The sequence below is a fragment of the Bradyrhizobium sp. S69 genome (genome assembly GCF_009766005.1).
Lineage (GTDB): Bacteria > Pseudomonadota > Alphaproteobacteria > Rhizobiales > Xanthobacteraceae > Bradyrhizobium.
On sequence record NZ_LMUK01000028.1, the window covers coordinates 1 to 25,164 of the forward strand.

Sequence of the window (25,164 nt, forward strand, 5' to 3'; positions counted from 1 at the left end):
ATAGGAAAAAACGAACGCGGCGTAGACGATGAACAGGATGTTGCCGCAGATCCGGACGCAGGTCCTCAGCGCCGCCTTGAGCACGCCGAAATTGAATTCGCCGCAGATCATCGCGATCAGCATCGCCAGCAGGCATCCGACCGCAGCGGCTTCGGTCGGCGTCACCAGCCCCGAATAGATGCTGCCCATGGTGCCGCCGATCAGGAACACGAACGGCAGCACATCGAGAATGGCGCCCAGCAATTCCCGCATCGAACGCGGGCCGCGTTCGACCGGCGCCACATCGGGTTTCAGCCAGGCGTGCACGGCGATGTAGGCCATGAACAGGAAGGTCAGCAGAAAGCCGGGCAGTACGCCGGCCATGAACAGCTTTGCGACCGAGGTCTCGGTGAACGTGCCGTAAACGATCATCGCGATGCTCGGCGGAAACAGGATCCCGAGCGTGCCGCCGGCGGCCAGCGAGCCCGCCGACAAGCGCGGACTGTAGTTGCGCTTCTGCAATTCCGGCAGCGCGACCCGGCCGATCGATGCGGCGGTCACCACGCTGGAGCCGCTGATCGCGGCGAAGATCGCACAGCCCGCGATGTTGGTCTGCAACAGCCCGCCGGGCATCCAGGCCACCAGCGTCGACAGGCCGCGATAGACCCGCTGGCTGAGTTTGCTCTCCTGCAATATCTCGGCCATCAGGATGAACAGCGGGATCGCGGTCAGCGTAAAGCTGTCCATGCTGCCCCAACTGACGAGGCCGATGCCTTTCAATCCCGCCAATCCCGCATGCATGAAGAGATACAGCACGGAGGGCACCAGGATCGCGAATGGAATGGTCATGCCCACGGTCAACAGGCCGAGGAAAACCAGCATCACGACGATGAATTCGACACCCGGGCTCATGCGCGATCGCCCCGCGCCAAAATTCGCGCTTTGGCTAGCATCGCGCGGATCAGGGCCAGGCACAGCAGCGCCATCCCGATCGCCATCGTGCATTGCGGCAGCCATAACGGCGTATGCAGCGGCGTCGGCGCGACGTCTTCGGAATGCCAGGAGTTGGACGCGAGCCGGTACAATTGCCACGTCACCAGCGCGGAGGCGACCAGCGAAATGCAGTCGAACACCAGTTGCGACAATAGCCGCGCGGCGAACGACAGCCGGGTCTGCACCAGTTCGACGCGATGGAAGGCGCCATGGGCCTCGGCGACCGACATGCTCAGGAAGGTGAGCGCTACCAGGAGATAGCCGCAGACTTCATCGGTGATCTGGAACGAGGTCGAAAATACATTGCGTGCGATCGCTTCGGCCGCGATCAGCACGATCGACGCGATCAAGAACAGCGCGCAGATCGCTTCGCAGGTATCCTCGACCAGGGTCGATCCGGCCACGATTTGTTCGACGGCATGGGGCGCCGCCCCACCGGCCGAGGGCTCCGAAGGCGTCGCCATGATTATCGGCCGATGGCGGCGCGGACTTGTTTCAGCGCGACGACCGCATCGGGGCCCTGGGTCTTGGCCCACTCCTCCCAATACGGCGCGATCACCTTGACCGCCGCATCGATTTCCTCGGGGTTTTCCCGGGTAATGGTCATGCCGCCGTCGGCGAACTTTTTGGTGAGGTCTTCTTCCTCATCCTGCATCGCCTTGGTGATCAGCGGCAGATTGGCCGTGATGATCTTGCGCACTTTATCCTGCGTCTCCGGCGTCAGCTTTTCGAACCGCTCCTTGTTGGCGATGATGACCGAGTTGAAATAGTTGATGCCGATCCGGTAGTTGTATTTCAGCAGGTCCTTCCAGATATTGCCGCCGCCGGTGTTGGCGGTGAGCACGCCGTCGACCACGCCGCGGTCAAGCGCGGAAGGCACCTGCGGCGCGCCGATGGTCTGCGGGATGCCGCCCAGCCGCTTGATGAATTCGCCCTGCTCCGGCGAGGTGACGCGAATCTTCTGGCCCTTGAAGTCGGCCAGCGAGGTCAGCTTCTTGCTCGAATAGGCCACCTGGAACGGATAAAGATATTGCCCGAGCACGACCAGGCCTTTTTTCTCGAACGCCCGGGTCAAATAAGGCGTCATGATCGCCGTGGCCTTGTCGTAATCCGACAACGTCCGCAGCAGCATCGGCAGCCGCAGCACGCCGCCGATCGGCACATTGCCGAGGAAATAGCCATCGTCGCCCATCTGCACGACATCGTCGCTGACGGCTTGGGTAATGGTCGTGGTGTTGATCGGGAGCGAGCCTCCCAGATGCAGCCGGATCGAAAGCTCGCCGCCGGTTTCCTTTTCGATCTGCGCGATCGTGGTATCGAGCCCCTTGACGGCGGCAACCGTCCCGACCGCGTTATAGACGTAGAGATCCCATTTTTCGGCGGCGACGGCCTGCCTGCCCGGCGCCAGCAGCAGCGTCAGCGCGGAGATCGCCGCCGCCGCGCGCAGAACCAACCCCGTTTTCACCCCAGACATAGTTTGCTCCCGTTTCGTCTTCTGTTTTTTTCAGTATCATCTATATCCGCCGGTCGAGCAAATCATCCGGGGCAATCTCGGCGCGAGGCATGGCGCCATGCGCAGAAAAGTCATGGTTCGAGACGGCGCAAGTGCACCTCCTCACCATGAGGTCGCCACATAACCGCCCCCTCATCCTGAGGAGCGCGCCCTTGCGCGCGTCTCGAAGGATGGACGGCACGTTGGGCGTCTGCACCAATCAAACCTCGAGCCACTCCTTGCGCACGGCGGAATTCGCGCCGAGGTCGCCCGGCGTGCCCTCGAACACGATTCGGCCGTGGCCCATCACATAAAGCCTGGATGATATCTTGAGCGCGATCGCGAGTTTCTGCTCGACCAGCAGGACCGAAACGCCGCGCCGCGCGATCTCGGCCAGGAGTTCGCCGACCTGCTCGACCAGCTTGGGCGCCAGCCCTTCGGTAGGCTCGTCGATCAGCATCAGATCGGGATCGCCCATCAGGGTGCGGCACATCGTCAACATCTGCTGCTCGCCACCCGACAACACGCCCGCCGACGTATCCTGGCGCGCCTTCAGGTTTGGAAACAACGCAAACACATCGTCGAAATTCCAGCGGCCGAATGTGCCGGAACGCTTGAGGCCGAGTTCGAGATTTTGCCGCACCGTCAGGGTCGGAAAGATCTGGCGGTCCTCCGGCACGTAACCGATGCCGCAATGCGCGACCTGATCGGGGCGCAAGCCCGCGATGTCCTTGCCCTTGAATTTTACCGTGCCTTGGGCGGTGACCAGCCCCATGATCGACTTGCAGGCGGTCGATCGGCCGACGCCGTTGCGCCCGAGCAGGCTGACGATCTCGCCGTCATTCACGTCCATTGCCACGCCATGCAGGATGTGGCTTTGGCCGTAATAAGCGTGGAGGTCGCGGACTTCGAGGATCATGCGGCGTCCAGTGCCCCGAGATAGGCTTCCTGAACGGCGGGATTGGCGCGCACGATGTGCGGCGGCCCCGACGCGATGACCTGGCCATAGACCAGAACCGTGATGACGTCGGCGAGATCGAACACCACTTTCATGTCGTGCTCGACCATCAGCAGCGTCTTGCCCTTGGAGACCCGGCGGATTAGCGCAACCGCGTTATCGGTCTCCGAGTTGCTCATTCCCGCGGTCGGCTCATCGAGCAGGATGACGGACGCGCCGCCCGCGATCGTCATGCCGATCTCGAGCGCGCGCTGATCGGCATACGACAACAGGCCGGCCGCGGTGTCGCGGCGGGGCGTGAGATTGAGATCCTCCAGCATCGCATCGGTGCGCGCGGTCAATTCGCGCTGCAGCCACAGCGGCGTCCAGAACGAATAGCGATAGCCCATGCTCCACAACAGCGCGCAGCGCAGGTTCTCGAACACCGACAGCCGGTGGAAGATCGAGGTGATCTGAAAGCTTCGCGACAGCCCCATCCGGTTGATCTTGTGCGGCGGCAACCCGTCGATACGGACATCGTTCAGCAAAATCTCGCCGCTCGATATCCGGAACCGTCCGCTGATCAGGTTGAACAGCGTGGTCTTGCCGGCGCCGTTCGGACCGATGATGGCGTGACGTTCGCCCCTGGCGATATCGAGGCTGACGCCGCGGATGATTTCGAGATTGCCGAACGCCTTGCCGACGTTTTTCAAAGCGAGCGCCGCATCGCTCATGCGACGCTCCGCTGCGGCTTGAGACCCTGCATCAGGCCTTCCCAGACCCGCCGAAACGATCGCGCTTCCAGCCGCAACCAGAACCCGCCGCCGAGAAGGCAGACCGCCGCCGATAGCCACGGCAGCGTGGCATGGACGTCGATCTTGTTGCCGAACAGAACCAGCGACTTGCCTTGCGCAGCACCAATGGTCAGGAACGAGGTCAGTTCCACCAGGCCGACAAAGCCTGCCACCATCAGGATGCCGGGCACCAGCACCCTGATATAGGGCACCGCCAGGCGGCCAAGCTGCCCGCCGCGAACAATCGGGCCGTGGGCCGTCACCAGCCCCATGATTCCGCTTGGTGCGAAAATCACCATGCTGATGAAGAGCACGCCGACATAGACCAGCCAGGAATTCGACATCAGGCTGACGCCGCTTTGCAGCAGCGTGATCAGCACCGCGCCGAGGATCGGACCGCCGAACGAGGCGGAGCCGCCGATATAGGCCATCAGCAGCGCATTGGCCGACAACGGAGCTGCCAGCGCATCGAAGGTCACGATCTCGTAGGTGATGGCGTATAATCCGCCGCCGATGCCCGCGAACAGACCGGACAGCGCGAATTGAAAGAAGCGCACCATGCGCGGGTCGTAGCCGACGAACTGCACCCGCTCGAAATTGTCGCGCGACGCGTTCGCCATCCGGCCGAGCGGCGTCATGGTCAGGAAGAACATCGCCAGCGCCGATAGCAGCGTCCACGCCAGGATCAGATAATAGACCTGGATGCCTTGCGCATAGGTCAGACCAAACAGGCTGCGGCCGATCATGCGGTTGGTATTGACGCCGCCCTCGCCGCCGAAGAAATGCTGGAACATCAGCGCCGAGGTGACCATCAGTTCGCCGATCCCAAGCGTGATCATCGCAAAAGCCGTCGCGCGCTGCTTGGTCGCGATATAGCCGAGCACGATCGCAAGCCCAAGCCCGGAAAGCCCTGACAGCAACGGGATCAGTTCCATCGGCAACGGCAGGCTGCCGGCGCTGGCCATGTTGAGGAAATGAATGGTCGCATAGCCGCCGATCCCGAAGAAGGTGGCGTGGCACAGCGAGAACAGTCCGGCCTGCCCGAGCAGCATGTTGTAGGACAACGCCAGGATGCTCATCATGCCCATCTGGCTCAGCATCGAGATGACAAAACCGGATTGCCGCCCGGTGTGATAATTGTAGAACGCCCAAGGTGCTGCGATCGCGAGCGCCAGCACCAATATCCAGATCGAGATTTGCCAGAACCGGGACGCCGTCATGTGTCGCGCGTTCCCATCAGGCCGCGCGGCCGGAACGACAGGATGATAATCATCATCGCGAATGGCAGCAGCGCGCCGATGCGGGCCACCGGCACGGTCAGGATTTCGGTGAACAGATTGTCGCCGGTAACCGTGATGCCGAGCGGCCTGAGCAGGTCGAGCATCGAAGTGTTGATCACCACCGCGAAGGTCATGATCAGCCCCATCAGGATCGAGGCGACGAAGCAGCCGGCGAGCGAGCCGAGCCCGCCGAACACCACGACGACGAAGACGATCGGCCCCATCGATTCCGCCATGCCGGGTTCCGTGGTCTGGTAGTTGCCGCCGATCACCCCCGCGAGCCCGGCCAGCAGGCAACCTCCGGCGAACACGATGGTGAAGACGCGCGGCACGTTATGCCCGAGCGCGCTCGCCATTTGCGGATGGGTGAGCGCTGCCTGGATCACCAGGCCGATCCGGGTTTTCTTCAGCAGCAGCCAGGTCGCCACCAGCATGCCGACCGAGACCAGCAGCATGAAGCCGCGATAGGCCGGGAAGTTGGCGCCATAGATCGTGAACAGCGAAAAGTCGAGGCTCGGAGGCACCCGATAGGCCATCGGCAGCATGCCCCAGATCATCTGGACGCTGCGCTGGACGATGAAGACGAGGCCGAAGGTAAACAGCAGCTCGGCGATATGGCCGTTGTGATGAACGCGCCGCAGGCCCCACACCTCGATCGCGGCGCCGATTAGCGCACAGAGCAGCGGCGCAATGATCAGCGCAGGAAAGAACCCGACGAACCGGCTGACGGTGAACGCTAGATACGCCCCGATCATGTAGATCGAGGCATGGGCGAAATTCAGCACGCCCATCATGCTGAAGATCAGCGTCAGGCCGCTGGCCAGCATGAACAGCAGCATGCCGTAGACCAGGCCATTGAACAGGGAAACGAGGACTATCTCCATGACCGCCTCGTTCTCCCGTTCACCGCCCTTTCACGTACGCTCTATTCCGTCGGCCGCTTCATCTTGCAGACGGTCGGCAAGGTCAGGTCGGCGGCGGTCGCCGTCATGATGTTCTTCCAGCCGAAGCCGGTATGTTCGGAGTCGTATTTCACGTCCTTGGAGAACACGCCGACATAATACGGCATCAGCAATTGGTGATCTTCCTTGCGCATGATGTTTTCCTGGCCGTCCAGATCCTTGTAGTGCATGTCCTCGAGCGCCAGCGCCACCTTCAGCGGATCGGTGCTGCCCGCCTTGTTGATGGCATCGGCCAGCATGTCGATCATGGTCAGGAAATTGAGTGTCGAGAAGTCGGTCTGGTGATCGACCCGCCAGTCGATCGCAATCTTTTCGGCGGCCGCGCTTTTCTGATCGACCGCGACATTGCCGTTGAACTCCATCACCGACGTCAGCCGGTTCTCGCCGGCCGGTCCGATCGCGGTAGGTCCGCCGATCAGATGCGCCAGGAAGGTATCGAACCGCACGTTAAGACCGTCATCCACCGCCGCCTTGATCAGGAGATTGAGGTCGCGGTTATAATTGCCGGTGACCACGCTCTGGGCGCCGGATGCCTTGATTTTCGCAATGTACGGCGTGAAATCCTGCACCTTGCCGAACGGCATCAATTCGTCGCCGACAATTTCGATGTCGGGCCGCAGCTTTGCCAGCCATTTCTTGCTGTCATGCTGGATCGATTGGCCGAACAGATAATCCTGATTCAGCAGATAGACCTTTTTCAGATCCGCCGGCAGCGATTTGATCCGCGCCGCGGCGCGCATATCGACGCTGCCCGCGAAGCGGAAGTGCCAGAAATCGCATTGCTCGTTGGTCAGTTCGGTCGCAAGCGCGCCGCAGTTCAGATACAGGATGCGGTTATCCGGATTGCGCGCGTTGTGCTTGGAGACCGCGTCGATCAGCGCCGAGCCGACATTCGATCCGGTGCAATGCATCACGAACGGAATGTTCTGGTCGGTCATGCTCTTCAGCGCGATCAGCGCTTCGGCGGGCTGCAGCTTGTCGTCGAACGGCACGATCTCGAACTTGCGGCCGAGCGCACCGCCCATGGCGTTCTTTCGCGCAATGATGAATTGAAAGGCTTTTAGAAATTCATCGCCGCCGGAGGCGAATGGCCCCGAGAAGGGATCGGTGTAGGCAAGCTTGATGGTCTCCTCGGCCGCCGCCGCCGGCCGCCCGAACACCATGAGACTAAAAATGGTAAAGGCGACCGCAAAAGAATAGCAAATCAGGCGCAAGCAAAAGCTCATCGCGTCCCTCCCCGATGCCTCTATCCTTTTCGGATAGGTATTCTTTATTGGGCGGGAGAGTACATCGTCACGGAAGTGAGTCAATTGGCGGACGCCGGTTGCGACCGCACCAATGCCTTTTGTGACAGACTAAAGATTGGGCGAAGTTCGCTTCGGTTGTATGGGCCTCATCGAGATGGATGCACCACTCCTGCGCACCGAGCTGGCTGCGGAATATCACCTACCCGCCCAGCCCCGTAGCGGCTACATCTGGGGCTCCTAAACTTGTTTGGCCCGATTTTCGCTTCTACGATGGCGGCAGATCGGGCTGCCGAGCATTTTTCGGTGTCAGGAGACGTCATGGCTATCCTCATCCGCGGCGGCACGGTCGTCAATCACGACCATTCGAAACGCGCGGACGTCCTCGTGGACGGAGAAACAATCGTCGCTGTCGGCGCCGCGCTTGACGCGCCCACCGGCGCGCAGACGATCGACGCCGGCGGCTGCTACGTGATGCCGGGCGGCATCGATCCGCATACCCATCTCGAAATGCCGTTCATGGGCACGGTCACCGCCGACGATTTCGAGTGGGGCACCAAGGCGGCGCTGACCGGCGGCACCACCATGGTGGTCGATCACTGTCTTCCCGATCCCGGGCAATCGATGCTCGCCGCCTATCAGGAATGGCGGCGCAAATCCGAGCGGGCGGCCACCGACTATGGGTTTCACATGGCGGTGACGTCGTGGTCAAAACAGGTGTTCGACGAGATGGAGATCGTGGTCAAGACCTACGGCATCAACACCTTCAAGCACTTCATGGCCTACAAGGGCGCGTTGATGGTGAACGACGACGAGCTCTACAACTCGTTTGCGCGCTGCGCCCATCTCGGCGCGATGCCGCTGGTCCACGCCGAGAACGGCGACGTCGTGGCGCGGATGCAGGAAGCCGTGCTCGCCCGCGGCATTGGCGGTCCCGAGGGCCACGCTTTTTCGCGCCCTCCGGAGGTCGAGGCCGAGGCGACCAACCGCGCCATCATGATCGCCGACATGACCGGCGCGCCGCTCTATGTCGTGCACACCAGTTGCCGCGAGGCGCATGAAGCGATCGCGCGGGCCCGCGCCACCGGCAAGCGCGTCTATGGCGAGCCGTTGATCCAGCATTTGGTGCTCGATGCGACCGAATATGACAACAAGAACTGGGACCATGCGGCGCGACGGGTGATGTCGCCGCCGTTCCGCGACAAGGCGCATCAGGACAGCCTGTGGGCGGGGCTGCAATGCGGCTCGCTTCAGGTGGTCGCGACCGACCATTGCGCGTTCACGACGGAGCAGAAACGGATCGGCCTGGATGATTTTCGCAAGATCCCCAACGGCACCGGCGGCCTCGAAGACCGCATGCCGGTGCTGTGGAGCGCCGGCGTCAACACCGGCCGGCTGACTAGGGAAGAGTTCGTCGCGGTGACGTCGGCGAACATCGCCCGCATTCTCAATATCTATCCGCGCAAGGGCGCGGTCGCGGCCGGCTCCGACGCCGATCTCGTGGTGTGGGATCCCTCGGCGAGCAAGACCATCTCGGCCAAGAACCAGCTCAGCCGCATCGATTATAATGTGTTCGAAGGTTACGCCTGCACCGGCGCGCCGGCGGCGACGTTGTCGCGCGGCAAGATCGCCTGGCAGAACGGCGAGCTTCGCGCCGAACCAGGCGATGGCCGCTATGTCGAGCGGCCGGCGTTTTCGCCGGTTCACGTCGCTAATTCGACCTGGAAGACGGCGACCGCGCCGCAAGGCGTATCGCGCGGCGCCGTCACGCCGTGAGGGGCGAGCCGAAGCCATCCTGCGCGATTTGCCGTAACGCGGTGGCGAGTTACGGCATCACGGTCTGACCGAATACATGAGCAGAATTACTCACGCCCTTCGGATGCCGTTGGAGCAGACGTGCACGCTGATCGGGAACCATCGCTTGTAGACACCGTTAGTTGTTCGGTTGGCGGCAAATAACGCCACCAGCATCAACGGAGAAACGCCATGGAATTGATCCTGATTATCGTTCTGGTGGTGATGTTGTTCGGTGGCGGCGGATACTGGGGACGTCGTCGCGGTCACTGGTAGACGAGGTCACATTGGCACTTGACCCAACGGCTGCGGCCCATCGTGGCTTGCCGTTGGCTTAACTCTTCGTCGCTGATTGCTCCGCGTGGTTGGCAGCCTCGCTAAACTGCTGTTCCAGCCACGGCGAGGTGCCCCGAATCTGCGCAACAACTTCACCCGCCCACCTGACGTAATCGAGCCGCCGTTCGATCGACCAGTCCGGCGGCGGGCTGTTGGCAATCGCGCGCACATTGCTGGTTTTATCGGCAAGCTTGATCAGCCTGGCTTCGCGGCTCTTGTGAGCCGCGGTCTCGACCTGCAATCGCTTGCGTTCGGCCTTGGGCAGCGCCTTGTCGTCGGTCACCTCAGCGACGATATCGGCGACCTTGCGGCCATACGCGCCGGCGATCGAGTCAATCGCGATGCCCTGATCCTCGACCGCATCGTGCAACAGCGCGGCGATCACCACGTCCGGCTCGCGGCCTTCGGTCGCCGTGGTAACGAGGAAAGCCACTTCGAGCAGATGATTGATGTAGGGCTCGGCGGCCTGACCCTTGCGGCGCTGGCCGACGTGCCAGCGGGCAGCCGTGTCCGCGGCCTGCATGATGCGGGTTAGATCATTCATTTGAACTCCTTTCGGTCCGCGTCGTCAGCGACATGACTGTCGCCGGCGGTCAGCTCGGATTGTCTCAGATCACATCATGTAGGGATTAGCTGCATGCCGGGGCGGCTGCGCCGTCAGCCAACGGCCAAGCGGCCGGGAAAACCACGAGGCATCGTCATATTCGACGGTGGCGCGATGTTGGATGGTGGGCGCGACAGGGATCGAACCTGTGACCCCCTCGATGTCAACGAGGTGCTCTCCCGCTGAGCTACGCGCCCTAAAGGCCTTACGTGACGGGTGGCGTCCGTATATCGGCTCCCAAGCGAGCAGGCAAGGACGCTGGGGGGCACTTTTTCAGTCGTTTTCTGGGTCTGTCGACCGCAATCCGGGGCCTGCTCAGGCCGCCAGCATCTTGTTCACTTCGCTGACCAATTCGCGAAGATGGACCGGCTTGGCCAGCACCTTGGCGTTCTTGGGCGCCTCCGAATCGGAGTTCAGCGCCACCGCGGCAAAGCCGGTGATGAACATGATCTTGATATCGGGATCGAGTTCCGAGGCGCGGCGTGCCAGCTCGATGCCGTCCATTTCCGGCATCACGATATCGGTGAGCAGCATCTCGAACGGCTCCTCGCGCAGCCGCTGATAGGCCGACAACCCATTGTCGTGGGAGGAGACCTGAAAACCCGCATTTTCCAGTGCCTTGACCAGGAAGCGGCGCATATCGTTGTCGTCTTCGGCGAGGAGGATTTTGTGCATGGGGCGGTTGTCGAATCCCGGTAGGAGATCAGTCCATTCACTAAGCCTGCAGAGAGTAAATTTCGGATGAAAGAACGGGCAGGCCGAGGGGGAAGCACGCGGCGCTATTTCTGTACCGGAATGCCGTGCAAAGCAACGAAGACGAGCGTTTTTCGCACCTCAGAAGCGTTCCAGCCAGTTTCGGGCTTTTTTCGCTTGGCAGAACGGCTGCGATTACCGACAATACCTCGACAGAAAGCCCCCGTTTTTCCAGCGGTAATGATACATTCAGAAACCGCAGCTCCAGGGACGGCGCCCGAGGATGACCCAATTGGACGGCGAACTGTCGCCCCCGTTCGAGATCGTGGAGCCGGCCGTGTGGCGGGCGCCCATCATCTTCAACTCCCCGCATTCAGGCTCGGTCTATCCGCTCGATTTCCTCGAGGTGTCGCGGATCGACCTCGCAGCGCTACGCCGCTCCGAAGATTCCTTCATGGACGAGTTGATCGGCGATCTGAGCCAGCGCGGCTTTCCGGTGGTCCGGGTCAATTTCCCGCGCTCCTATGTCGACGTCAACCGCGAGCCCTACGAACTCGACCCGCGGATGTTCACCGGGCGCTTGCCGAGCTTCGCCAATACCAGGTCGATGCGGGTTGCCGGCGGGCTTGGCACCATCCCGCGGGTGGTCGGCGACGGCCAGGAGATCTATCGCGACCGTATCAGCGTCGATGATGCGCTGTCGCGGATCGAGGCGCTCTACAAGCCCTATCACCGCGCCTTGCGGCGGCTGATCAACAAGGCGCATCAGAGCTTCGGAACGGTAGTGCTGGTGGATTGCCATTCGATGCCATCGGTCGGCGTCTCGCGCGACGAGCCGCGGCGGCCGGACGTGGTGATCGGCGACCGCTATGGCACGAGCTGCGCGGCGCTGCTGGCCGACACCGTGGAAGAATCCATGCGTGCGCTCGGCTATTCGGTCGGACGCAACAAGCCCTATGCCGGCGGCTTCATCACCGAGCATTACGGCAACCCGGCGAGCGGACTGCACACCGTGCAGCTCGAACTCAACCGCGCGATCTATATGGATGAACGGCGCCGCGAACGCGGGCCGCGATTCGAACAGGTGGCGGCGGATTTTTCGACCTTGGCCGACGCGCTGGCGGCGGTTCCGCTCAGCGACCTCGGACCGTTCCAGGCGGCGGCGGAATAAAAAACAACGCACATCGTCGTTCGGGCGAAGACGCGCGCCCGGGAATAACGAACGTAAAATCTCTCCAAAAGAAAAAAGGGCCGCTTGAATGAACAAGCGGCCCAAGTCTAGGGAGGAAACGCCCAAGGAGGGCAGCGATAGCGCGAGGCGCTACCGCACCGCAACAATATGCGACCGCGCTGCACAAAACGCAAGTGCTTTTAATGCATTTCCCATGCAAATTTCGCAGGCCTTGCACGCGCGCAACACATCCGTAGCCACGGAGATTTCAGCGCTATTTCAGTGACTTGGATCACCCTTCGGCAGGCTGGACGGGTTATTTCCGGCGCACTCTCGATTTCGTGATCGGCGTCCTTACCAAAAATGCACGCCTGTTCGCGCTTCAATCTGCATCCAAAATGCCAGCAGGCATCGTGGATAGTTGGGCGGATAAAAGTGCGCCGCTTGCAGGATTGAGATAGGCAATAGCGCGAAAACTTAAAAGCCGCGACCCAGAAAGCTCTTGCGACCCGGACCTCACCGATCCAGGTCTTATCGAGCAAGCCTACCGACAAGGAAGCGCCGTGACGGTCATTGATTTTACAGCCTTCATCGCCCGCCTTGCGACCACCTCCGGCGAAACCATCCGGCCGTTCTTCCGAACCTCGCTCTCCATCGACAACAAGAGCACCGGACCCGAGGACCGCGAGTTCGATCCGGTGACCGAGGCCGACCGCGCCGCCGAGGCGGTGATGCGGCGACTGATCAAGGCCAATTTCCCCCAGCACGGCATCGTCGGCGAAGAATTCGGCAATGAGCGCGAAGACGCCGAATATGTCTGGGTGCTGGATCCGATCGACGGCACCAAGTCCTTTATCGCGGGCTTTCCGATCTGGGGCACGCTGATCGCGCTGCTGCACCGGGGGACGCCGGTGTACGGCATGATGCATCAGCCCTATATCGGCGAGCGCTTTTCCGGCGACAGCGGTTCGGCGCTCTATCATGGACCGTCGGGCGAACGGAAACTGGCGGTGCGCCGCTGTTCGTCGCTGCGGGATGCGACGTTGTTCACCACCAGCCCGCTGTTGATGAACACCGCCGACCGCGCGGCGTTCGACCGGGTGCAGGGCGCGGCGCGGCTGACGCGCTATGGCGGTGACTGTTATTCCTACTGCATGCTGGCGGCCGGCCATCTCGACCTCGTCATCGAGACCGAACTGAAACCCTATGATATCGCGGCGCTGATTCCGATCATCACCGGCGCCGGCGGTATCGTCACCACCTGGGAAGGCAAGCCCGCGCAGAACGGCGGCCGCATCATCGCCGCCGGCGACCCCCGCGTGCATGAGGCGGCCATCAAGCTGCTCAACGGCTAGGACTACGACCCAGCTAGGCATGACGCGACGGGTGACGTAGCATTGCCTCAAGCGGCCCGAAACGCGACGATAGTGCGCGAAAAGTCCGCCGGGAGGATTGATGCGCGCATTGAGACCGCTGGTCGTTGGACTTTCGCTGCTGCTCGCCCCGTTGGCGGCCCAGGCGCAGGATTTCCCGAACAAGCCGATCAGGCTGATCGTGCCGTTTCCGCCGGGTGGGCCGAACGACATTATCGCGCGCGTGGTCGGCCAGCGCATGTCCGAGATCTTCAAGCAGCAGCTGGTGATCGACAACCGCGGCGGACAAGGCGGCGTGCTGGGAACCGACATGGTCGCCAAGGCCGCCGCCGACGGCTACACCATCGGCATCGTCAGCGCGAGTTCGCTGGTCATCAGCCCGACGATGGACAAGGTCGGCTACGATGTCGACAAGGATTTCGCGCCAGTCACCCTGGTGACGACGGTGCCGGAGATGCTGGTGGTCGCCAGCAACGTTCCGGCCAAAAACATGGCCGAACTGGTCGCGCTTGCCAAAGCCCAGCCCGGAAAACTCAATTTTGCCTCCGCCGGGATCGGCGGCCTGCCGCATCTGGCCGGCGAATTGTTCAAACTGACGGCCAAGATCGACATCGTCCACGTGCCCTATCGGGGGGCCGCGCCCGCCATCAACGATCTCCTCGGACAACAGGTGCAGATGACGTTCCTAGATCTGCCGGTGATCCTGCCGCAGATCAAGGCCGGCCTGCTGCGGCCGATCGCGCTTGGCGCGCCCGAACGCGCCGCCACCGCGCCAGACGTGCCGACCACGGCGGAAGTCGGCATGCCGGACCTCTTGATCGAAAACTGGTACGGCATGATCGCGCCGGCCGGCACGCCCGAGAAGATTGTCGCCACGCTGAACCGCGTCGCCAACGAGGCGATGAACGATCCAGCGGTCAAACAAAAGCTCGCCGAGCAAGGCCTCACGGTGGCCGGCGACACCCCGGAAGCCTTTCGCAAGTTTATCGACGCCGAAACCAAGAAATGGGCCGGCGTGATCAAGGACGCCGGCGTCCCGATCGAAAAATAAAACTTCGTTGGCGCCGTCGCGGCCTTATGGCGCCGCCTTGATACTACGGCGCGGCCTTGCGCAGATGCTCCACCAATTGCTTGGCCGGCCGGGTCAGCGATTTGAAGCTGCGGGCGCAGATCACCAGCCTGCGGTTGGCCCAGGGATCGCGGATCCGGACGATCGCGATCGGCATCGATCGGGCACAGCGCCGGGCGGCAGCTTCCGGAACCACCGCGATGCCGACATCGGCCGCCACCATCTGGCAGATCGCGTCAAAATCCCTCAGGCGCGCCCGGTAATGAAAGCGGATGCCGAGCCGGGCGGCGTGCTTGGCGATATGCGAATAGAGCGCGGTCGAATTGGTCAGCCCGACGAAGTCGTGACCGGCCATCTCCTGAAAGTCGATCTGGCGCCGGGCTGCGAACGCGTTACGCCGTGACGCCACCAGCACCAGGCGGTCTTCGCTGAACAGGAACCGTTCAAACTGATCCGGCAGCACGTGCTCGGCGGCAAAACCGAGATCGGCGATGCCGCTCGCAATCGCCGTGACGATGTCGCTGCTCTCGCGCTCCTCGACATCGACATCGATATCCGGGTATTCGCGCAGGAATGCCGCCAGCGCCTTCGGCAAATGCTCCGACAGCACCGAGGTGTTGGCGAGCAGGTGCACGCTGGCCTTGGCGCCGCTGGCGAAGGCTGCGAGATCGCCGCGCATCGCCTCGACCTGATGCATGACGATGCGGGCATGATCGAGCAGGCTCTCGCCCGCCGCGGTCAGTTCGACACCGCGCCGGACACGCTTGAGCAGCACCACGCCCAGGGCCGCTTCGAGCCCCTTGATCCGCGCGCTGGCCGAAGCCAGCGCCAGATGGACCTGCAGCGCGCCGCGGGTGATGCTGCGCGAATCGGCTACCGCGACGAACAATTGCAGGTCAACCAGGTCGAAGCGCATGGCCGTTCCCCTGACGCTCTGCCTTCGTCGCGGCCGAAGGCTTGATCCGTAACCTCCAGATTGTGCCGATCCCGCCGATCGGTCAATGTGGCCCTCATGTTCGAACCTTTCCTCATTCTCATCGCCGCGACCTTCCTGTTCGCGGGCTTCGTCAAGGGCGTCGTCGGGCTCGGCCTGCCGACGGTGTCGATGGGCCTGCTCGCGGTGACGATGCCGCCGGCGCAGGCGCTCGCCATCGTGATCGTGCCGGCGATCGTCACCAACATCTGGCAAACCTTTGGCGGTCCCTATCTGCGCGACATCCTGCGGCGGCTGTGGCCGCTGATGCTGGGCACGGTGATCGGCATCCGGCTGAACTCGGGCATGCTGGCCGGCCCCTATGCCCGCTACGGCACCGTGATCCTGGGCGTGCTGCTGGTGATCTATGCGATCATCGGCCTGAGGAAATTCACCTTCAACATCGCCCCCCGCAACGAAAAATGGATCGGCGGCGGCGTCGGCGTGGTCACCGGCATGATCTCCGCGGCGACCGGCGTTCAGGTGATTCCCTCGATGCCGTACATGCAGTCGATTGGCCTGGAAAAGGAGGAACTGTTTCAGGCGCTCGGCGTGTTCTTCACGGTCGCGACGCTAGGATTGGCGTTCAACCTCACCAAAGCCGGACTGCTGTCGGGGGCGACCGCGCTGCCGGGCGCCATCGCGCTGGTCTGTTCGTTCGCCGGCATGTTTACCGGCCAGGCGCTGCGGACCCGGATGCACCCGGACACCTTCAAGCGCTGGTTCCTGATCGCGATGATTGCGCTGGGGATCTACCTTGCCGGCAACGCGATCTACAATACTCACCTGGCCTGAAGCGCTGCGATGCGGAGGCCGAGATAGACGAACAGCCCGCCGAGCGCGCGGTTGATCCAGAGCAACGCGCGGCCGGATTGCCGGATGCGGCCGGCGGTGCGCGCCGCGAACGCCGCCAGCCCAAAACACCACAGCGTACCGGTAGCGACGAAAATCAGGCCGAGCGACAGGAAGGCGACCGGCTTGTGCGGCGCGTCCGCATCGACGAATTGCGGCAGGAAGGCGAGGAAGAACAACGCGACTTTCGGATTGAGCACGTTGGTCAACGCGCCCTGCCAGAACACCTGACGCAGCGAAATCGCAGCCGGACCGACGGCGTCCTGCGGCGGCGGACGCTGCCGCGACAGCAGCATGGTGATCCCGACATAGCAAAGATAGGCAGCACCAGCCCATTTGATCAGCGTGAACGCGGCCGACGAGGCCATCAATAACGCCGAGAGCCCGAGCGCCGCGCCGAAGACATGCACGAGGCAGCCGGAACTGATGCCGAGCGCCGCGGCGGCGCCGCCGCGCCAGCCGATTTGCAGACTGCGGCCGACGACATAGGCGGTGTCCGGTCCGGGCGAAATGTTGAGCAAAACGCCCGAGACGACAAAGAGCCAGAGTTCGTGGATGCCGAGCATGATTTCAAACCGGTTCGCGTTGACAGCAGGCAAGCAGCCTAGCGGATCGCCATCTCCTGCAAAAGCATTGGGCTTGTTTACCCCGGTCAACGGCACCAAGGTCACCCAATTGCCCCCAGATATCATTCCGAGCGATTATATTATTATTGTCACGGCTTTGGTCGAGCAAAACCCGCCTTAAAGGCATTGGAATCAGTCAGCCAACCACGTAGTGGTTATCCGCCTGTTCGGGAGGCTTGGAGATATGGAGAGACGCCTGGCCGCCATCGTCTGCGCTGACATCGCAGGCTACTCGCGCATGATGGGTGCCGACGAGGCCGGTACGCATGCCGCGTTCAAGGCGCATCGAACCGCAGTCTACCCGATCATCCTCAATCACGGCGGCCGCCTGGTCAAGAATACCGGCGACGGCTTCCTGCTGGAGTTTCCGAGCATCGTCGGAGCCATAGAGGCTGCGGTCGCGATGCAGATCCAGATGGCGGAACGCAACAACCACATTCCCGCAGATCGCATCATGCAATTCCGCATGGGCATCCACATGGGAGATGTGATGGCCGACGAGGACGAGGTGTTCGGCGATGACGTGAATATCGCCGTCCGCCTCGAGACGGTTGCGGCCCCCGGCGGCATCGCCATTTCGGCCAAGGCCCATAGCGAGGCCTCCAGGCATCTCAGCGTCGCCCTCGTCGACGCCGGTCCGCACCGCTTCAAGAATATCGCCGACCCGATCCATGTCTGGAGCTGGGAGCCGGCGGGCTCCGATGGACGTCGAGGACAAAAGGAAACGTCCTCGCATTTGCCGGCTCAATATCGAACCGCGATCGTGGGCGTGCTGCCATTCGCCAATCTCAGCGGTAGCGACGACGAATATTTTTCCGACGGCCTCACCGAGGATCTGATCCACGCGCTTTCGCTGCAATCGTTTTATCGGGTGCTGAGCCGAAACTCGACCTTTTCGTTCAAAGGCAAGAATGTCAGCACCCGCCTGATCGCACGCGAGATCGATGCGACCTACCTGATCCAGGGCTCGGTACGGCGCGCCGGAGCCAAAATTCGCGTCACCTCGGAACTGATCGCGCCGGAGAACGGTGAGCAATTATGGACCGGTCGATACGACCGGGACATCGGCGACCTGTTTGCGATGCAGGATGAAATCACCACCAGCCTGTCCGCGGCGATCGCCACCGAGATCTATCGCGCGGAGGCTTCCGCTCCCGCCCGGGCCTCCAACGACATCACCGCGTGGGATCGTTTTCTCAAGGGGCTGTCCTACTATTATCTACAGACCAAGGACGATTTCGAGACCTCGATCGGCCTGTTCAAGGAAGCCATCGCGCTCGATCCGACGCTTTCGATCGCGCGCGCCTACCTCGCCACCATCCAGATCCAGGGCATCCAGTTCGGATGGATCAAGAGCACCCGCGAATTATGGGACTCCGCGATGAGCCTGGCGGAAAGCAGCGTCCGGCTCGATCCGCGTTCCTCCTTTGCGTTCCAGATTCTCGCCTATCTGCACGCGCTGCAAGGCCATCAAGAGGCGGCGACCGATGCCGCCAAACGCGGGGCGCAGCTGAACCCGTACGACATGGGCGCCCGCGGCGTGCTCGGGATGTGCCACTTGATGAACGGCGAGCATCGGCAGGCCATCGAACTGTTTTCGATGGCGGCCCAGCGCGGCAACAGCGACCCCCGGTATCAATGGGCGGCGGTGAACGCCTTCAGCCATTATTTGCTCGGACAATATGACGCGTCGCTGTCCTGGGCGCGTGAAGCCCTGTACGTCAATCCCAATCATCTTCAGGCGCTGGCGGTACGGACCGCGGCGCTGGCGCAGGCCGGACGGGCCGAGGAAGCAGCAAACGCGGCCGAAGTCCTGCTCGGCGACTACCCCGGCCTGACCGTCGAGCGGCATCTGCGGAATTTCCATTGGAAAAACGCAGCCGATATCGCCCACTATCGCGACGGACTCCTGAAAGCCGGCATACCCGCGACCAGCCTCGCCCGGCTCGAGCCTCCGATAAGCCTCAAGACAAATTCCTGAACCGGGGATCTGAAAGCCCGGATATGACGATGCGGCGCAGCCGCCTCGGCTTTGGCTTCCGTCGACACGGGTATGAAACGCGTGACGAATCCGCTACACCCTGAGGTAGCGTCGCCAAAGCATCGCTTTTCAACATCTTCGTTAACTTCAAATTGGCGCCAATTGCATACTTGAACTTTATCGTCAGCCGCTTTTTCAGGATTCGGGGCCATGCAAGACTCCAGCGACACCACTTCCCGCACGATCGCCGTCTCGCCCGATAATCCGTGTCCGTTCTTGCGCGCGCTGGTCGCGGAAGGCCTCGTCGACGGCCACGTCGTCCCGCTGCCGATGCTGGCCGAGACCATCGAGGCCGCGTCCGGCGAAACCGGCTTCAAGAAGAAGATTGTCGGCCTGAAAACCATCCCGGTGGCACTGATCGCGAACGGCCTCGGTCCCGTGCGCCTGCTGCGCAACTGGTGGTCCGGCGCCGTGCTTGACCATCTGCGCAACGGCCCCCTCGACAAGCATGGCGTCGGTTCGCGCATCCTCGACTGCACCGCCCACGTGCAGGAGGCTGAAATCGAGCGCCTCGCCGGGTTCGGCAAGGAATACCAGGACCCAGCCGGGGGGACCGAGCGCGGCCTGACCGCACCGGAGATCGAGGCCTACATGAAGGCGAATTTCGCGCGCGCCAAGGGTAATCGACGCTGGTACGACCCGCTGCTGATGAAAGGCGAATGGCCGGTCCTGCTCGACATCATGGGCAAGGGCGAGGGCGAGGCGCGCTATCTCAGCGTGGCCGAGGTTAGCACGCTGTTCAACGAACGGCGGCTGCCGGAGCGGATCGTCGCGCGCATCAGGTTACGGACGCCATCCGGATGGCGCGGCGTCATTCTCGCCGGCAAGATCGCGGTCGTGCTGGGCGCGTTGGTCGCCGCGGTGGTGGTGGCGGCCGCAGAGTTTCCCGACCAATTGCAGAAACTCGTGCCGCCGCTGGCGCAATTCCTGCCGCCTCCGCTGCCGGAGCCGCCGCCGATCAAGGAAGCGCGCTGGCTCGACCAGAACTGGTCGATCGAGGACCGCCACTGGTTCCATCACGCCAGCCAGGGCACCGCGACGTTTCCGGTGCCCTACGCCCTGTTCGTGGCGCTGGAACAGCCGGGCATTCACCTGTTTACCGAACCCGGTCTGCTCAGCGACAGCGACTATCTCGAGCGCTTCGGCTTTCTGCCAAGCCCGAAAACCATCCATACCGACGAAGCGACCCTGCATCGCTTCGGCTATTACGCATCCGATGCCAAGACCGAGCCGGCGCCTGCCTCCGTCGCGGGCCTGAAGCCGTTGGCGGCCGAGAACGTCGATGGCCTGCCGGTGGGCTTTGCGCGAACGCCCGGAGCGCTCGATCCCACCACCGGCAAGCCGCAAGCCGACATGATCGGCCTGAGCTGCGCGGCATGTCACACCGGGCACGTCAACTACAAGGGCACCAGCCTGCGCTTCGATGGCGGGGCGGCCAATCTGGATCTGCTGAAACTCGAACTCGCCACCGGCCAATCGATTTTGATGACGCGGTATTTGCCGACGCGCTTCAACCGCTTCGCCAAACGCGTGCTCGGCCCCGATGCCTCCAGGGCGGAGCGCGACGAACTCAAGAAGCAGCTTGCAAAGGGCGCCGACACCGTCCTCGCCCAGGTCAAAGCGCTGACAAAGGCGCTCAAGGACGCGCACCAGGACGACACTGAGGAAGGGTACGGACGACTGGATGCGCTGAACCGGATCGGCAATCAGGTGTTCGCCACCGACATGGCTATGAACGGTCTTCAGGGCTTCGACAAGAATCTGCACGCCCGGGACGCCCCGGTCAGCTTCCCGCCGATCTGGACCGTGCCGTGGCTGTTGTGGGCGCAATACGACGCCTCGATCGAACAGCCGCTGATCCGCAATGCCGGCGAGGCGCTCGGGGTCTTTGCCCTGCTCAATCTGTCGCCCGACGCCCCCAAGGATACGCTGTTCCGCTCGTCGATGGCGCTCGAGAACCTGGTCCGCATCGAAGCGATGCTGCGGGGCGCCGACGATCCGTTCAAACGGGACCCAAAGAGTTTCGGCGGACTGCAGCCGCCGAAATGGCCCGCGCAGATATTCCCCAACGATCCCGCCTGGAAAGTCGATCCGGCCCGGGTCACCAAGGGCCGCGCGCTTTACGCCGAAATCTGCGTCGAGTGCCATCTCGGACCGGTCGACGATCCGGTGTTCGACACCCAATTCCCCGACCAGAGCGTCTGGAAATCGGAGCACTGGGATGCCGGGACCGCGTCGCTGAAGCCGGTGCAGAAATCGGTGAGCGGCATGGGCACGGATTCGGCGCAAGCCGAGGTGCTCGGAAAGCGCAAGGTCGACCTTCCCGGCTTCCTGGATATGCAGCCCGCGCGCGATATGCAGCCCGCGGCTGACGGCAAGGGTTCGGAATGTACCGATCTGCCGGCGCCATCCACCTACTCTTCGACGGAAATGCCCTATTCGATTGCCCTGATGACCACCGTCGAACTGGTCAGCCGAAAGTGGATGAACGACAACCACGTTTCGGAAGCGGATCAGAAAGAGCTTTGGGGTCCGCGAAAGAACTGTCCCAATCCGGGTGCGGATTTGCACTATCGCGCCCGTCCGCTGAACGGCGTCTGGGCCACCGCTCCCTATCTTCACAACGGATCGGTGCCCTCGCTGTACTGGATGCTGATGCCCGCAGGCCAACGCCCGAAGCAATTCTGCATGGGTTTTCGCGATTTCGATCCGCAACAGGTCGGCTTCCATGTCGAGGCCAATGAAGCCCCGAGCTGCAAGAACGGCGAAACTCTGTTCACGGTGACGGATGCCGACGGAAAGCCGCTCCACGGCAACAGCAATCTCGGCCACTCGCTGGAGGGATCGGCGGTCGCACCTGACGAGCACAAGGCGGGCGTGATCGGCCGCCTGCTGACCGACGAGGAGCGCAAGGACCTGATCGAATATTTGAAGACGCTGTAACGGCGCCGGGGCGAGAGCTCCGTTCCGATAGAATCGGAACGGAGCTCTCGTCTTTTGTTTTGACGCGTTTTCCTCACGCGAACCGGTACCACGGAGCCTGTCATCGGGCGCGCATTGGCGCGACCCGTTGGCTCGAAAACGCTATAGCCGCTACTTGAACAGCGGCGTACCCGGCACGAAGGCATCGAACGCGGCCCAGAATTGCGCGCGGTAGCGATCCTGTTCCTGCAGGATCTCGTGCTTCGAGCCGGCGATCACCAGATGCGAGCCGGCGCGCAGATGATAGGCGAATTCCTCGATCGCGGCCGTTGAAACAACGGCGTCGTTGCTGGCGGCCAGCATCAGGATCGGCTGGCGGATTTCCAGCGGATAGTTGGCGGCGCGAAAGCCGCGCATCGCGGTGAAGGCGGTATCGGCCCAGGCCACCGTCGGCGCCGCGATGCCGAGCGTCGGGTCTTCTTCCAGGATGGCGGCGTTGCGGGCGTAGCGCACCGGATCGCTGGTCAGGGGATTGTTGATGAACGAATTGAGCCCGGTCAATTGATCGCTACCGCCGGGAACGTAGCGGCCGCCCTGCCCCGCGAGCCGCAGCAGCCGCAGTACCGCGCGCGCCGGAAACGACGTGCTATGTCCGGGTAGATCGATCATCGGCGCCGTCAGCACCATGCGGTCGAACCAGCGCTTGCCCGCATGCGCCACGCGCAGCATCACCGCGCCGCCCATCGAATGCGCCAGCGCGAAATACGGCGGCGGGCAATCCGGCAGCACCACCTGCTGCACGAAGGTCTCGACGTCCACTTCGTAATCGGCGAAATTGCGGACATAGCCCTTGCGTGGATCGCGCAGCCGGCGCGAGGAGTGACCCTGCCCGCGCCAGTCGATCATCGCCACCGCAAAGCCGCGGTCGCGCAGGTCGCGCACGGTCTCGAAATATTTCTCGATCTGCTCGCCGCGCCCGGGAAACACGCAAACGGTGCCCTTGCGGTTGGCGGGGGGCGCCCAGCGCGCAAATCGCAATTCCACGCCATCCGGCGTCTCGATCGTGCCGCTGACGACGTTCTCCGGAACGGGATTGGCGGGGATCGAGACGAGCGTCATGCGGGGACCGGGTGGGTGAAAAGCGCTGAAAATCAAGGGCGCGGCGTCTTGGAAAGCGGCGCGATTCGGCCCTCTTGAACGCGCTTTGTGATCCTCCCATATCACCTTGGTGCAGGCCGCTACCAGTGTTTCGAGACCGGAACATTGCAGGCTGCACGACGACAAAAGCCCGGCCCGATGGCGGGCGGGTTAACTGAAACAGTCGCTCAATGGAGGACTACCCTATGCGTACCTATGACCTCACTCCGTTTTATCGTTCCACCGTCGGCTTCGACCGGTTCTTTTCCCTGCTCGATCAGGCCACCGCCGACGGCAGCCCCGGCTATCCGCCCTACAATATCGAGCGCACCGGCGAAAACGCCTACCGCATCAGCGTCGCGGTATCCGGCTTCGCGCAGGCTGAGCTTTCGATCGTCGCGAAGGAGAACACGCTGACGATCAAGGGCGAGAAAATCGCCAATGAGAACGGCCAGGACAAATCCGAGGTGCTGTATCGCGGCATCGCGGCGCGCACCTTCGAACGCGCCTTCCAGCTTGCCGATTTCGTGCAGGTGAAGAACGCCTCGCTCGAGCACGGCCTGCTCCATGTCGATCTCGTCCGCGAGATTCCCGAGGCCAAGAAGCCCCGCAGCATTCCGATCAGCTCCGGCGCCCAGGCCCCGCAAGTGGTCGACGGCACCATCGGCAAGGTCGCCGCCTAAGGATTGTTGAATTTCCGGCGGATATTCGCTGGAAATAACGAAAACGCCCCGGGCAACCGGGGCGTTTTTTGTTGGTTTTCGTCGTCCCCACGAACGCGGGGACCCATAACCCCTGGCGCTTGCATCTTGGAGCGCGAACGCCGCAACGCTCGTTTTTAATCGGAACGACACGGCGTATGGGTCCCGGCGCGGAGGCCGGGACGACGCAAGATTTTCCCGCTACTCCAGCCCCTGCACCTTCGGCATCTCCTGCGTCGGCTGGATCTGTTGGCCGGCGGGTTTGGTGTCGATCGGGGCCGGAGCGGTATTTTGCGGGGATTTTGACAGCTCGACCGGCTTGGTCTGCATCGCCATCGCCTGCGGCGGCGGCGGGGCGGCGCCACGATCGGACTTGGCGCCGGAATTGGCGTCGGATTTGGCGGCGACCGGCGGCTCCCCGGCGCGCGGCGGCATCGCCTTGGGCAACGGCACCGACGGCGTGCGGCTCGCCACATGCGGCACCGACGCCGGCGGTCGCGGCACGCCGCGAGCCTGATTGATCGGCGGCAACGGTCCTGCCCCTGCCGGATAGGCGGGCGGCACCGCCTCATCGTAATTGCTGCCGACTCGATAGGCCGGCACGAAGCGGACGATCCGGCCGTCACGGGCATCGATCACCAGCCGCCCGTCTGCACCGCCGCGATCGATCACCGCGATGGTGTAGAAATAGCCGTGCTGCTGCGGAATTCCGAGCGGCGAATACCCGTTCTCGCGAACCACCGTGTAGACCTCGGTTCCGGGCAGCAAGCTCGGCCCCTCACCTGGCAGCATGGCCTCGGCATAGGTCCCACCGATATCCGAGACGGTGGTAACCAGCGAGCCCGCTACTTCAATGGGCCATTCAATTGGCGCCAGCATCTGAGCATTTGCCGATGTGGCGGCCAGAACCAGCCCCGCCGACATCGCCCATCCCGTGAACCGCTTCATCGCCCATCGCTCCTGTGACTGTCTGATACCTGACCCAACGCCCCGGAGCATTTTCGCTCCCTTGTTCCCCAGGCAATTTCACCGCCGATTCCGGCGGACCTTGGGCCGGATCGCGGCGCGTTTGCTTCAAATCCGGGGCGTCAAATCCCAAGAATAGGGTCCACTTGGCGTGACGGAGGCGCATGCGGCCAGCGACTTTGGCGCGCTTGTATGATAGAAAAAAATTTGGCATGGTCGAGGTTA

The 25,164-nt window shown here is 62.8% G+C and carries 24 protein-coding genes and 1 tRNA gene; 10 read left to right on the forward strand and 15 right to left on the reverse strand.

Annotated elements, in window-relative coordinates; genetic code table 11:
• The 8 genes from GSQ88_RS11750 to GSQ88_RS11785 form a co-directional block, all read right to left on the reverse strand.
• On the reverse strand, positions 1-891 hold an 891-nt coding region (locus tag GSQ88_RS11750; RefSeq protein WP_159007920.1), incomplete at its 3' end, for a TRAP transporter large permease.
• Entirely contained in the window at positions 888-1,436 is a 549-nt protein-coding gene (locus GSQ88_RS11755) for a TRAP transporter small permease (RefSeq protein ID WP_159007921.1), read from the reverse strand. The genes GSQ88_RS11750 and GSQ88_RS11755, both read right to left, overlap by 4 nt.
• Positions 1,437-1,438: 2 nt before the next feature.
• Positions 1,439-2,446 carry a TRAP transporter substrate-binding protein DctP gene (gene dctP, locus GSQ88_RS11760; protein WP_159007922.1) on the reverse strand — a complete coding sequence of 336 codons (1,008 nt, stop codon included), beginning with the start codon at positions 2,444-2,446 and terminating at the stop codon, positions 1,439-1,441.
• A 238-nt stretch (positions 2,447-2,684) separates the two neighbouring features.
• The gene (locus tag GSQ88_RS11765) at positions 2,685-3,383 is read right to left on the reverse strand and encodes an ABC transporter ATP-binding protein (RefSeq protein ID WP_174247987.1); all 699 of its coding nucleotides are present in this window, start codon (positions 3,381-3,383) and stop codon (positions 2,685-2,687) included.
• Entirely contained in the window at positions 3,380-4,135 is a 756-nt protein-coding gene (locus tag GSQ88_RS11770; protein ID WP_159007923.1) for an ABC transporter ATP-binding protein, read from the reverse strand. The genes GSQ88_RS11765 and GSQ88_RS11770 overlap by 4 nt, the downstream gene beginning before the upstream one ends.
• The gene (locus tag GSQ88_RS11775) at positions 4,132-5,415 is read right to left on the reverse strand and encodes a branched-chain amino acid ABC transporter permease (protein WP_159007924.1); all 1,284 of its coding nucleotides are present in this window, start codon (positions 5,413-5,415) and stop codon (positions 4,132-4,134) included. The genes GSQ88_RS11770 and GSQ88_RS11775 overlap by 4 nt, the downstream gene beginning before the upstream one ends.
• Entirely contained in the window at positions 5,412-6,359 is a 948-nt protein-coding gene (locus GSQ88_RS11780; protein WP_159007925.1) for a branched-chain amino acid ABC transporter permease, read from the reverse strand. The genes GSQ88_RS11775 and GSQ88_RS11780 overlap by 4 nt, the downstream gene beginning before the upstream one ends.
• 41 nt (positions 6,360-6,400) lie before the next feature.
• A complete protein-coding gene (locus tag GSQ88_RS11785; RefSeq protein ID WP_159007926.1) occupies positions 6,401-7,663 on the reverse strand; it encodes a branched-chain amino acid ABC transporter substrate-binding protein in 1,263 nt (420 codons plus the stop codon).
• A 339-nt stretch (positions 7,664-8,002) separates the two neighbouring features.
• Between GSQ88_RS11785 and hydA the strand changes: the two genes are divergently transcribed.
• A complete protein-coding gene (hydA, locus tag GSQ88_RS11790; RefSeq protein ID WP_159007927.1) occupies positions 8,003-9,457 on the forward strand; it encodes a dihydropyrimidinase in 1,455 nt (484 codons plus the stop codon).
• Between the two features lie 210 nt (positions 9,458-9,667).
• A complete protein-coding gene (locus GSQ88_RS36165; protein ID WP_502706722.1) occupies positions 9,668-9,751 on the forward strand; it encodes a DUF3309 family protein in 84 nt (27 codons plus the stop codon).
• A 58-nt stretch (positions 9,752-9,809) separates the two neighbouring features.
• On the opposite strand, the gene GSQ88_RS11795 is transcribed toward GSQ88_RS36165, so the two are convergent.
• The 3 genes from GSQ88_RS11795 to cpdR all read right to left on the reverse strand — a co-directional run bounded on the left by GSQ88_RS11795 (position 9,810) and on the right by cpdR (position 11,090).
• A complete protein-coding gene (locus GSQ88_RS11795) occupies positions 9,810-10,355 on the reverse strand; it encodes an HD domain-containing protein (protein ID WP_159007928.1) in 546 nt (181 codons plus the stop codon).
• 182 nt (positions 10,356-10,537) lie between these two features.
• Positions 10,538-10,612: transfer RNA gene (locus GSQ88_RS11800), tRNA-Val, on the reverse strand.
• 118 nt (positions 10,613-10,730) lie between these two features.
• Positions 10,731-11,090 carry a cell cycle two-component system response regulator CpdR gene (gene cpdR, locus GSQ88_RS11805; RefSeq protein WP_138833499.1) on the reverse strand — a complete coding sequence of 120 codons (360 nt, stop codon included), beginning with the start codon at positions 11,088-11,090 and terminating at the stop codon, positions 10,731-10,733.
• Positions 11,091-11,391: 301 nt separating this feature from the next.
• Here cpdR and GSQ88_RS11810 point away from each other — a divergent pair, with 301 nt between their 5' ends.
• The 3 genes from GSQ88_RS11810 to GSQ88_RS11820 all read left to right on the forward strand — a co-directional run bounded on the left by GSQ88_RS11810 (position 11,392) and on the right by GSQ88_RS11820 (position 14,703).
• Positions 11,392-12,279 (forward strand): N-formylglutamate amidohydrolase, encoded by an 888-nt coding sequence (locus GSQ88_RS11810; RefSeq protein WP_159007929.1) that lies wholly within the window; start codon positions 11,392-11,394, stop codon positions 12,277-12,279.
• Between the two features lie 563 nt (positions 12,280-12,842).
• The gene (hisN, locus tag GSQ88_RS11815) at positions 12,843-13,634 is read left to right on the forward strand and encodes a histidinol-phosphatase (protein ID WP_159007930.1); all 792 of its coding nucleotides are present in this window, start codon (positions 12,843-12,845) and stop codon (positions 13,632-13,634) included.
• 100 nt (positions 13,635-13,734) lie between these two features.
• Entirely contained in the window at positions 13,735-14,703 is a 969-nt protein-coding gene (locus GSQ88_RS11820) for a Bug family tripartite tricarboxylate transporter substrate binding protein (RefSeq protein ID WP_159007931.1), read from the forward strand.
• Positions 14,704-14,746: 43 nt separating this feature from the next.
• Here the strand turns inward: GSQ88_RS11820 and GSQ88_RS11825 are convergent, their stop codons facing one another.
• Positions 14,747-15,637, reverse strand: a complete 891-nt coding sequence (locus tag GSQ88_RS11825; protein ID WP_159007932.1) for a LysR family transcriptional regulator — start codon at positions 15,635-15,637, stop codon at positions 14,747-14,749.
• Positions 15,638-15,733: 96 nt separating this feature from the next.
• Between GSQ88_RS11825 and GSQ88_RS11830 the strand changes: the two genes are divergently transcribed.
• The gene (locus GSQ88_RS11830) at positions 15,734-16,489 is read left to right on the forward strand and encodes a sulfite exporter TauE/SafE family protein (protein ID WP_159007933.1); all 756 of its coding nucleotides are present in this window, start codon (positions 15,734-15,736) and stop codon (positions 16,487-16,489) included.
• On the opposite strand, the gene GSQ88_RS11835 is transcribed toward GSQ88_RS11830, so the two are convergent.
• Complete coding sequence (locus GSQ88_RS11835) at positions 16,477-17,112, reverse strand: LysE family translocator (protein ID WP_159007934.1); 636 nt, start codon at positions 17,110-17,112, stop codon at positions 16,477-16,479. The genes GSQ88_RS11830 and GSQ88_RS11835 overlap by 13 nt on opposite strands.
• Between GSQ88_RS11835 and GSQ88_RS11840 the strand changes: the two genes are divergently transcribed.
• The 3 genes from GSQ88_RS11840 to GSQ88_RS11850 all read left to right on the forward strand — a co-directional run bounded on the left by GSQ88_RS11840 (position 17,102) and on the right by GSQ88_RS11850 (position 22,156).
• Positions 17,102-17,293, forward strand: a complete 192-nt coding sequence (locus GSQ88_RS11840) for a hypothetical protein (RefSeq protein ID WP_159007935.1) — start codon at positions 17,102-17,104, stop codon at positions 17,291-17,293. The two genes, GSQ88_RS11835 and GSQ88_RS11840, sit on opposite strands and share 11 nt — an antisense overlap.
• Positions 17,294-17,356: 63 nt before the next feature.
• A complete protein-coding gene (locus tag GSQ88_RS11845; protein ID WP_159007936.1) occupies positions 17,357-19,153 on the forward strand; it encodes an adenylate/guanylate cyclase domain-containing protein in 1,797 nt (598 codons plus the stop codon).
• 210 nt (positions 19,154-19,363) lie between these two features.
• A complete protein-coding gene (locus tag GSQ88_RS11850) occupies positions 19,364-22,156 on the forward strand; it encodes a di-heme-cytochrome C peroxidase (protein WP_159007937.1) in 2,793 nt (930 codons plus the stop codon).
• A 150-nt stretch (positions 22,157-22,306) separates the two neighbouring features.
• Here GSQ88_RS11850 and GSQ88_RS11855 read toward each other — a convergent pair whose 3' ends face one another.
• Complete coding sequence (locus GSQ88_RS11855; RefSeq protein WP_159007938.1) at positions 22,307-23,254, reverse strand: alpha/beta fold hydrolase; 948 nt, start codon at positions 23,252-23,254, stop codon at positions 22,307-22,309.
• Between the two features lie 224 nt (positions 23,255-23,478).
• Between GSQ88_RS11855 and GSQ88_RS11860 the strand changes: the two genes are divergently transcribed.
• Positions 23,479-23,955 (forward strand): Hsp20 family protein, encoded by a 477-nt coding sequence (locus tag GSQ88_RS11860; protein WP_174247988.1) that lies wholly within the window; start codon positions 23,479-23,481, stop codon positions 23,953-23,955.
• A gap of 219 nt (positions 23,956-24,174) precedes the next feature.
• Here GSQ88_RS11860 and GSQ88_RS11865 read toward each other — a convergent pair whose 3' ends face one another.
• A complete protein-coding gene (locus tag GSQ88_RS11865) occupies positions 24,175-24,921 on the reverse strand; it encodes a hypothetical protein (protein WP_159007940.1) in 747 nt (248 codons plus the stop codon).
• Between the last annotated feature and the right edge of the window lie 243 nt (positions 24,922-25,164).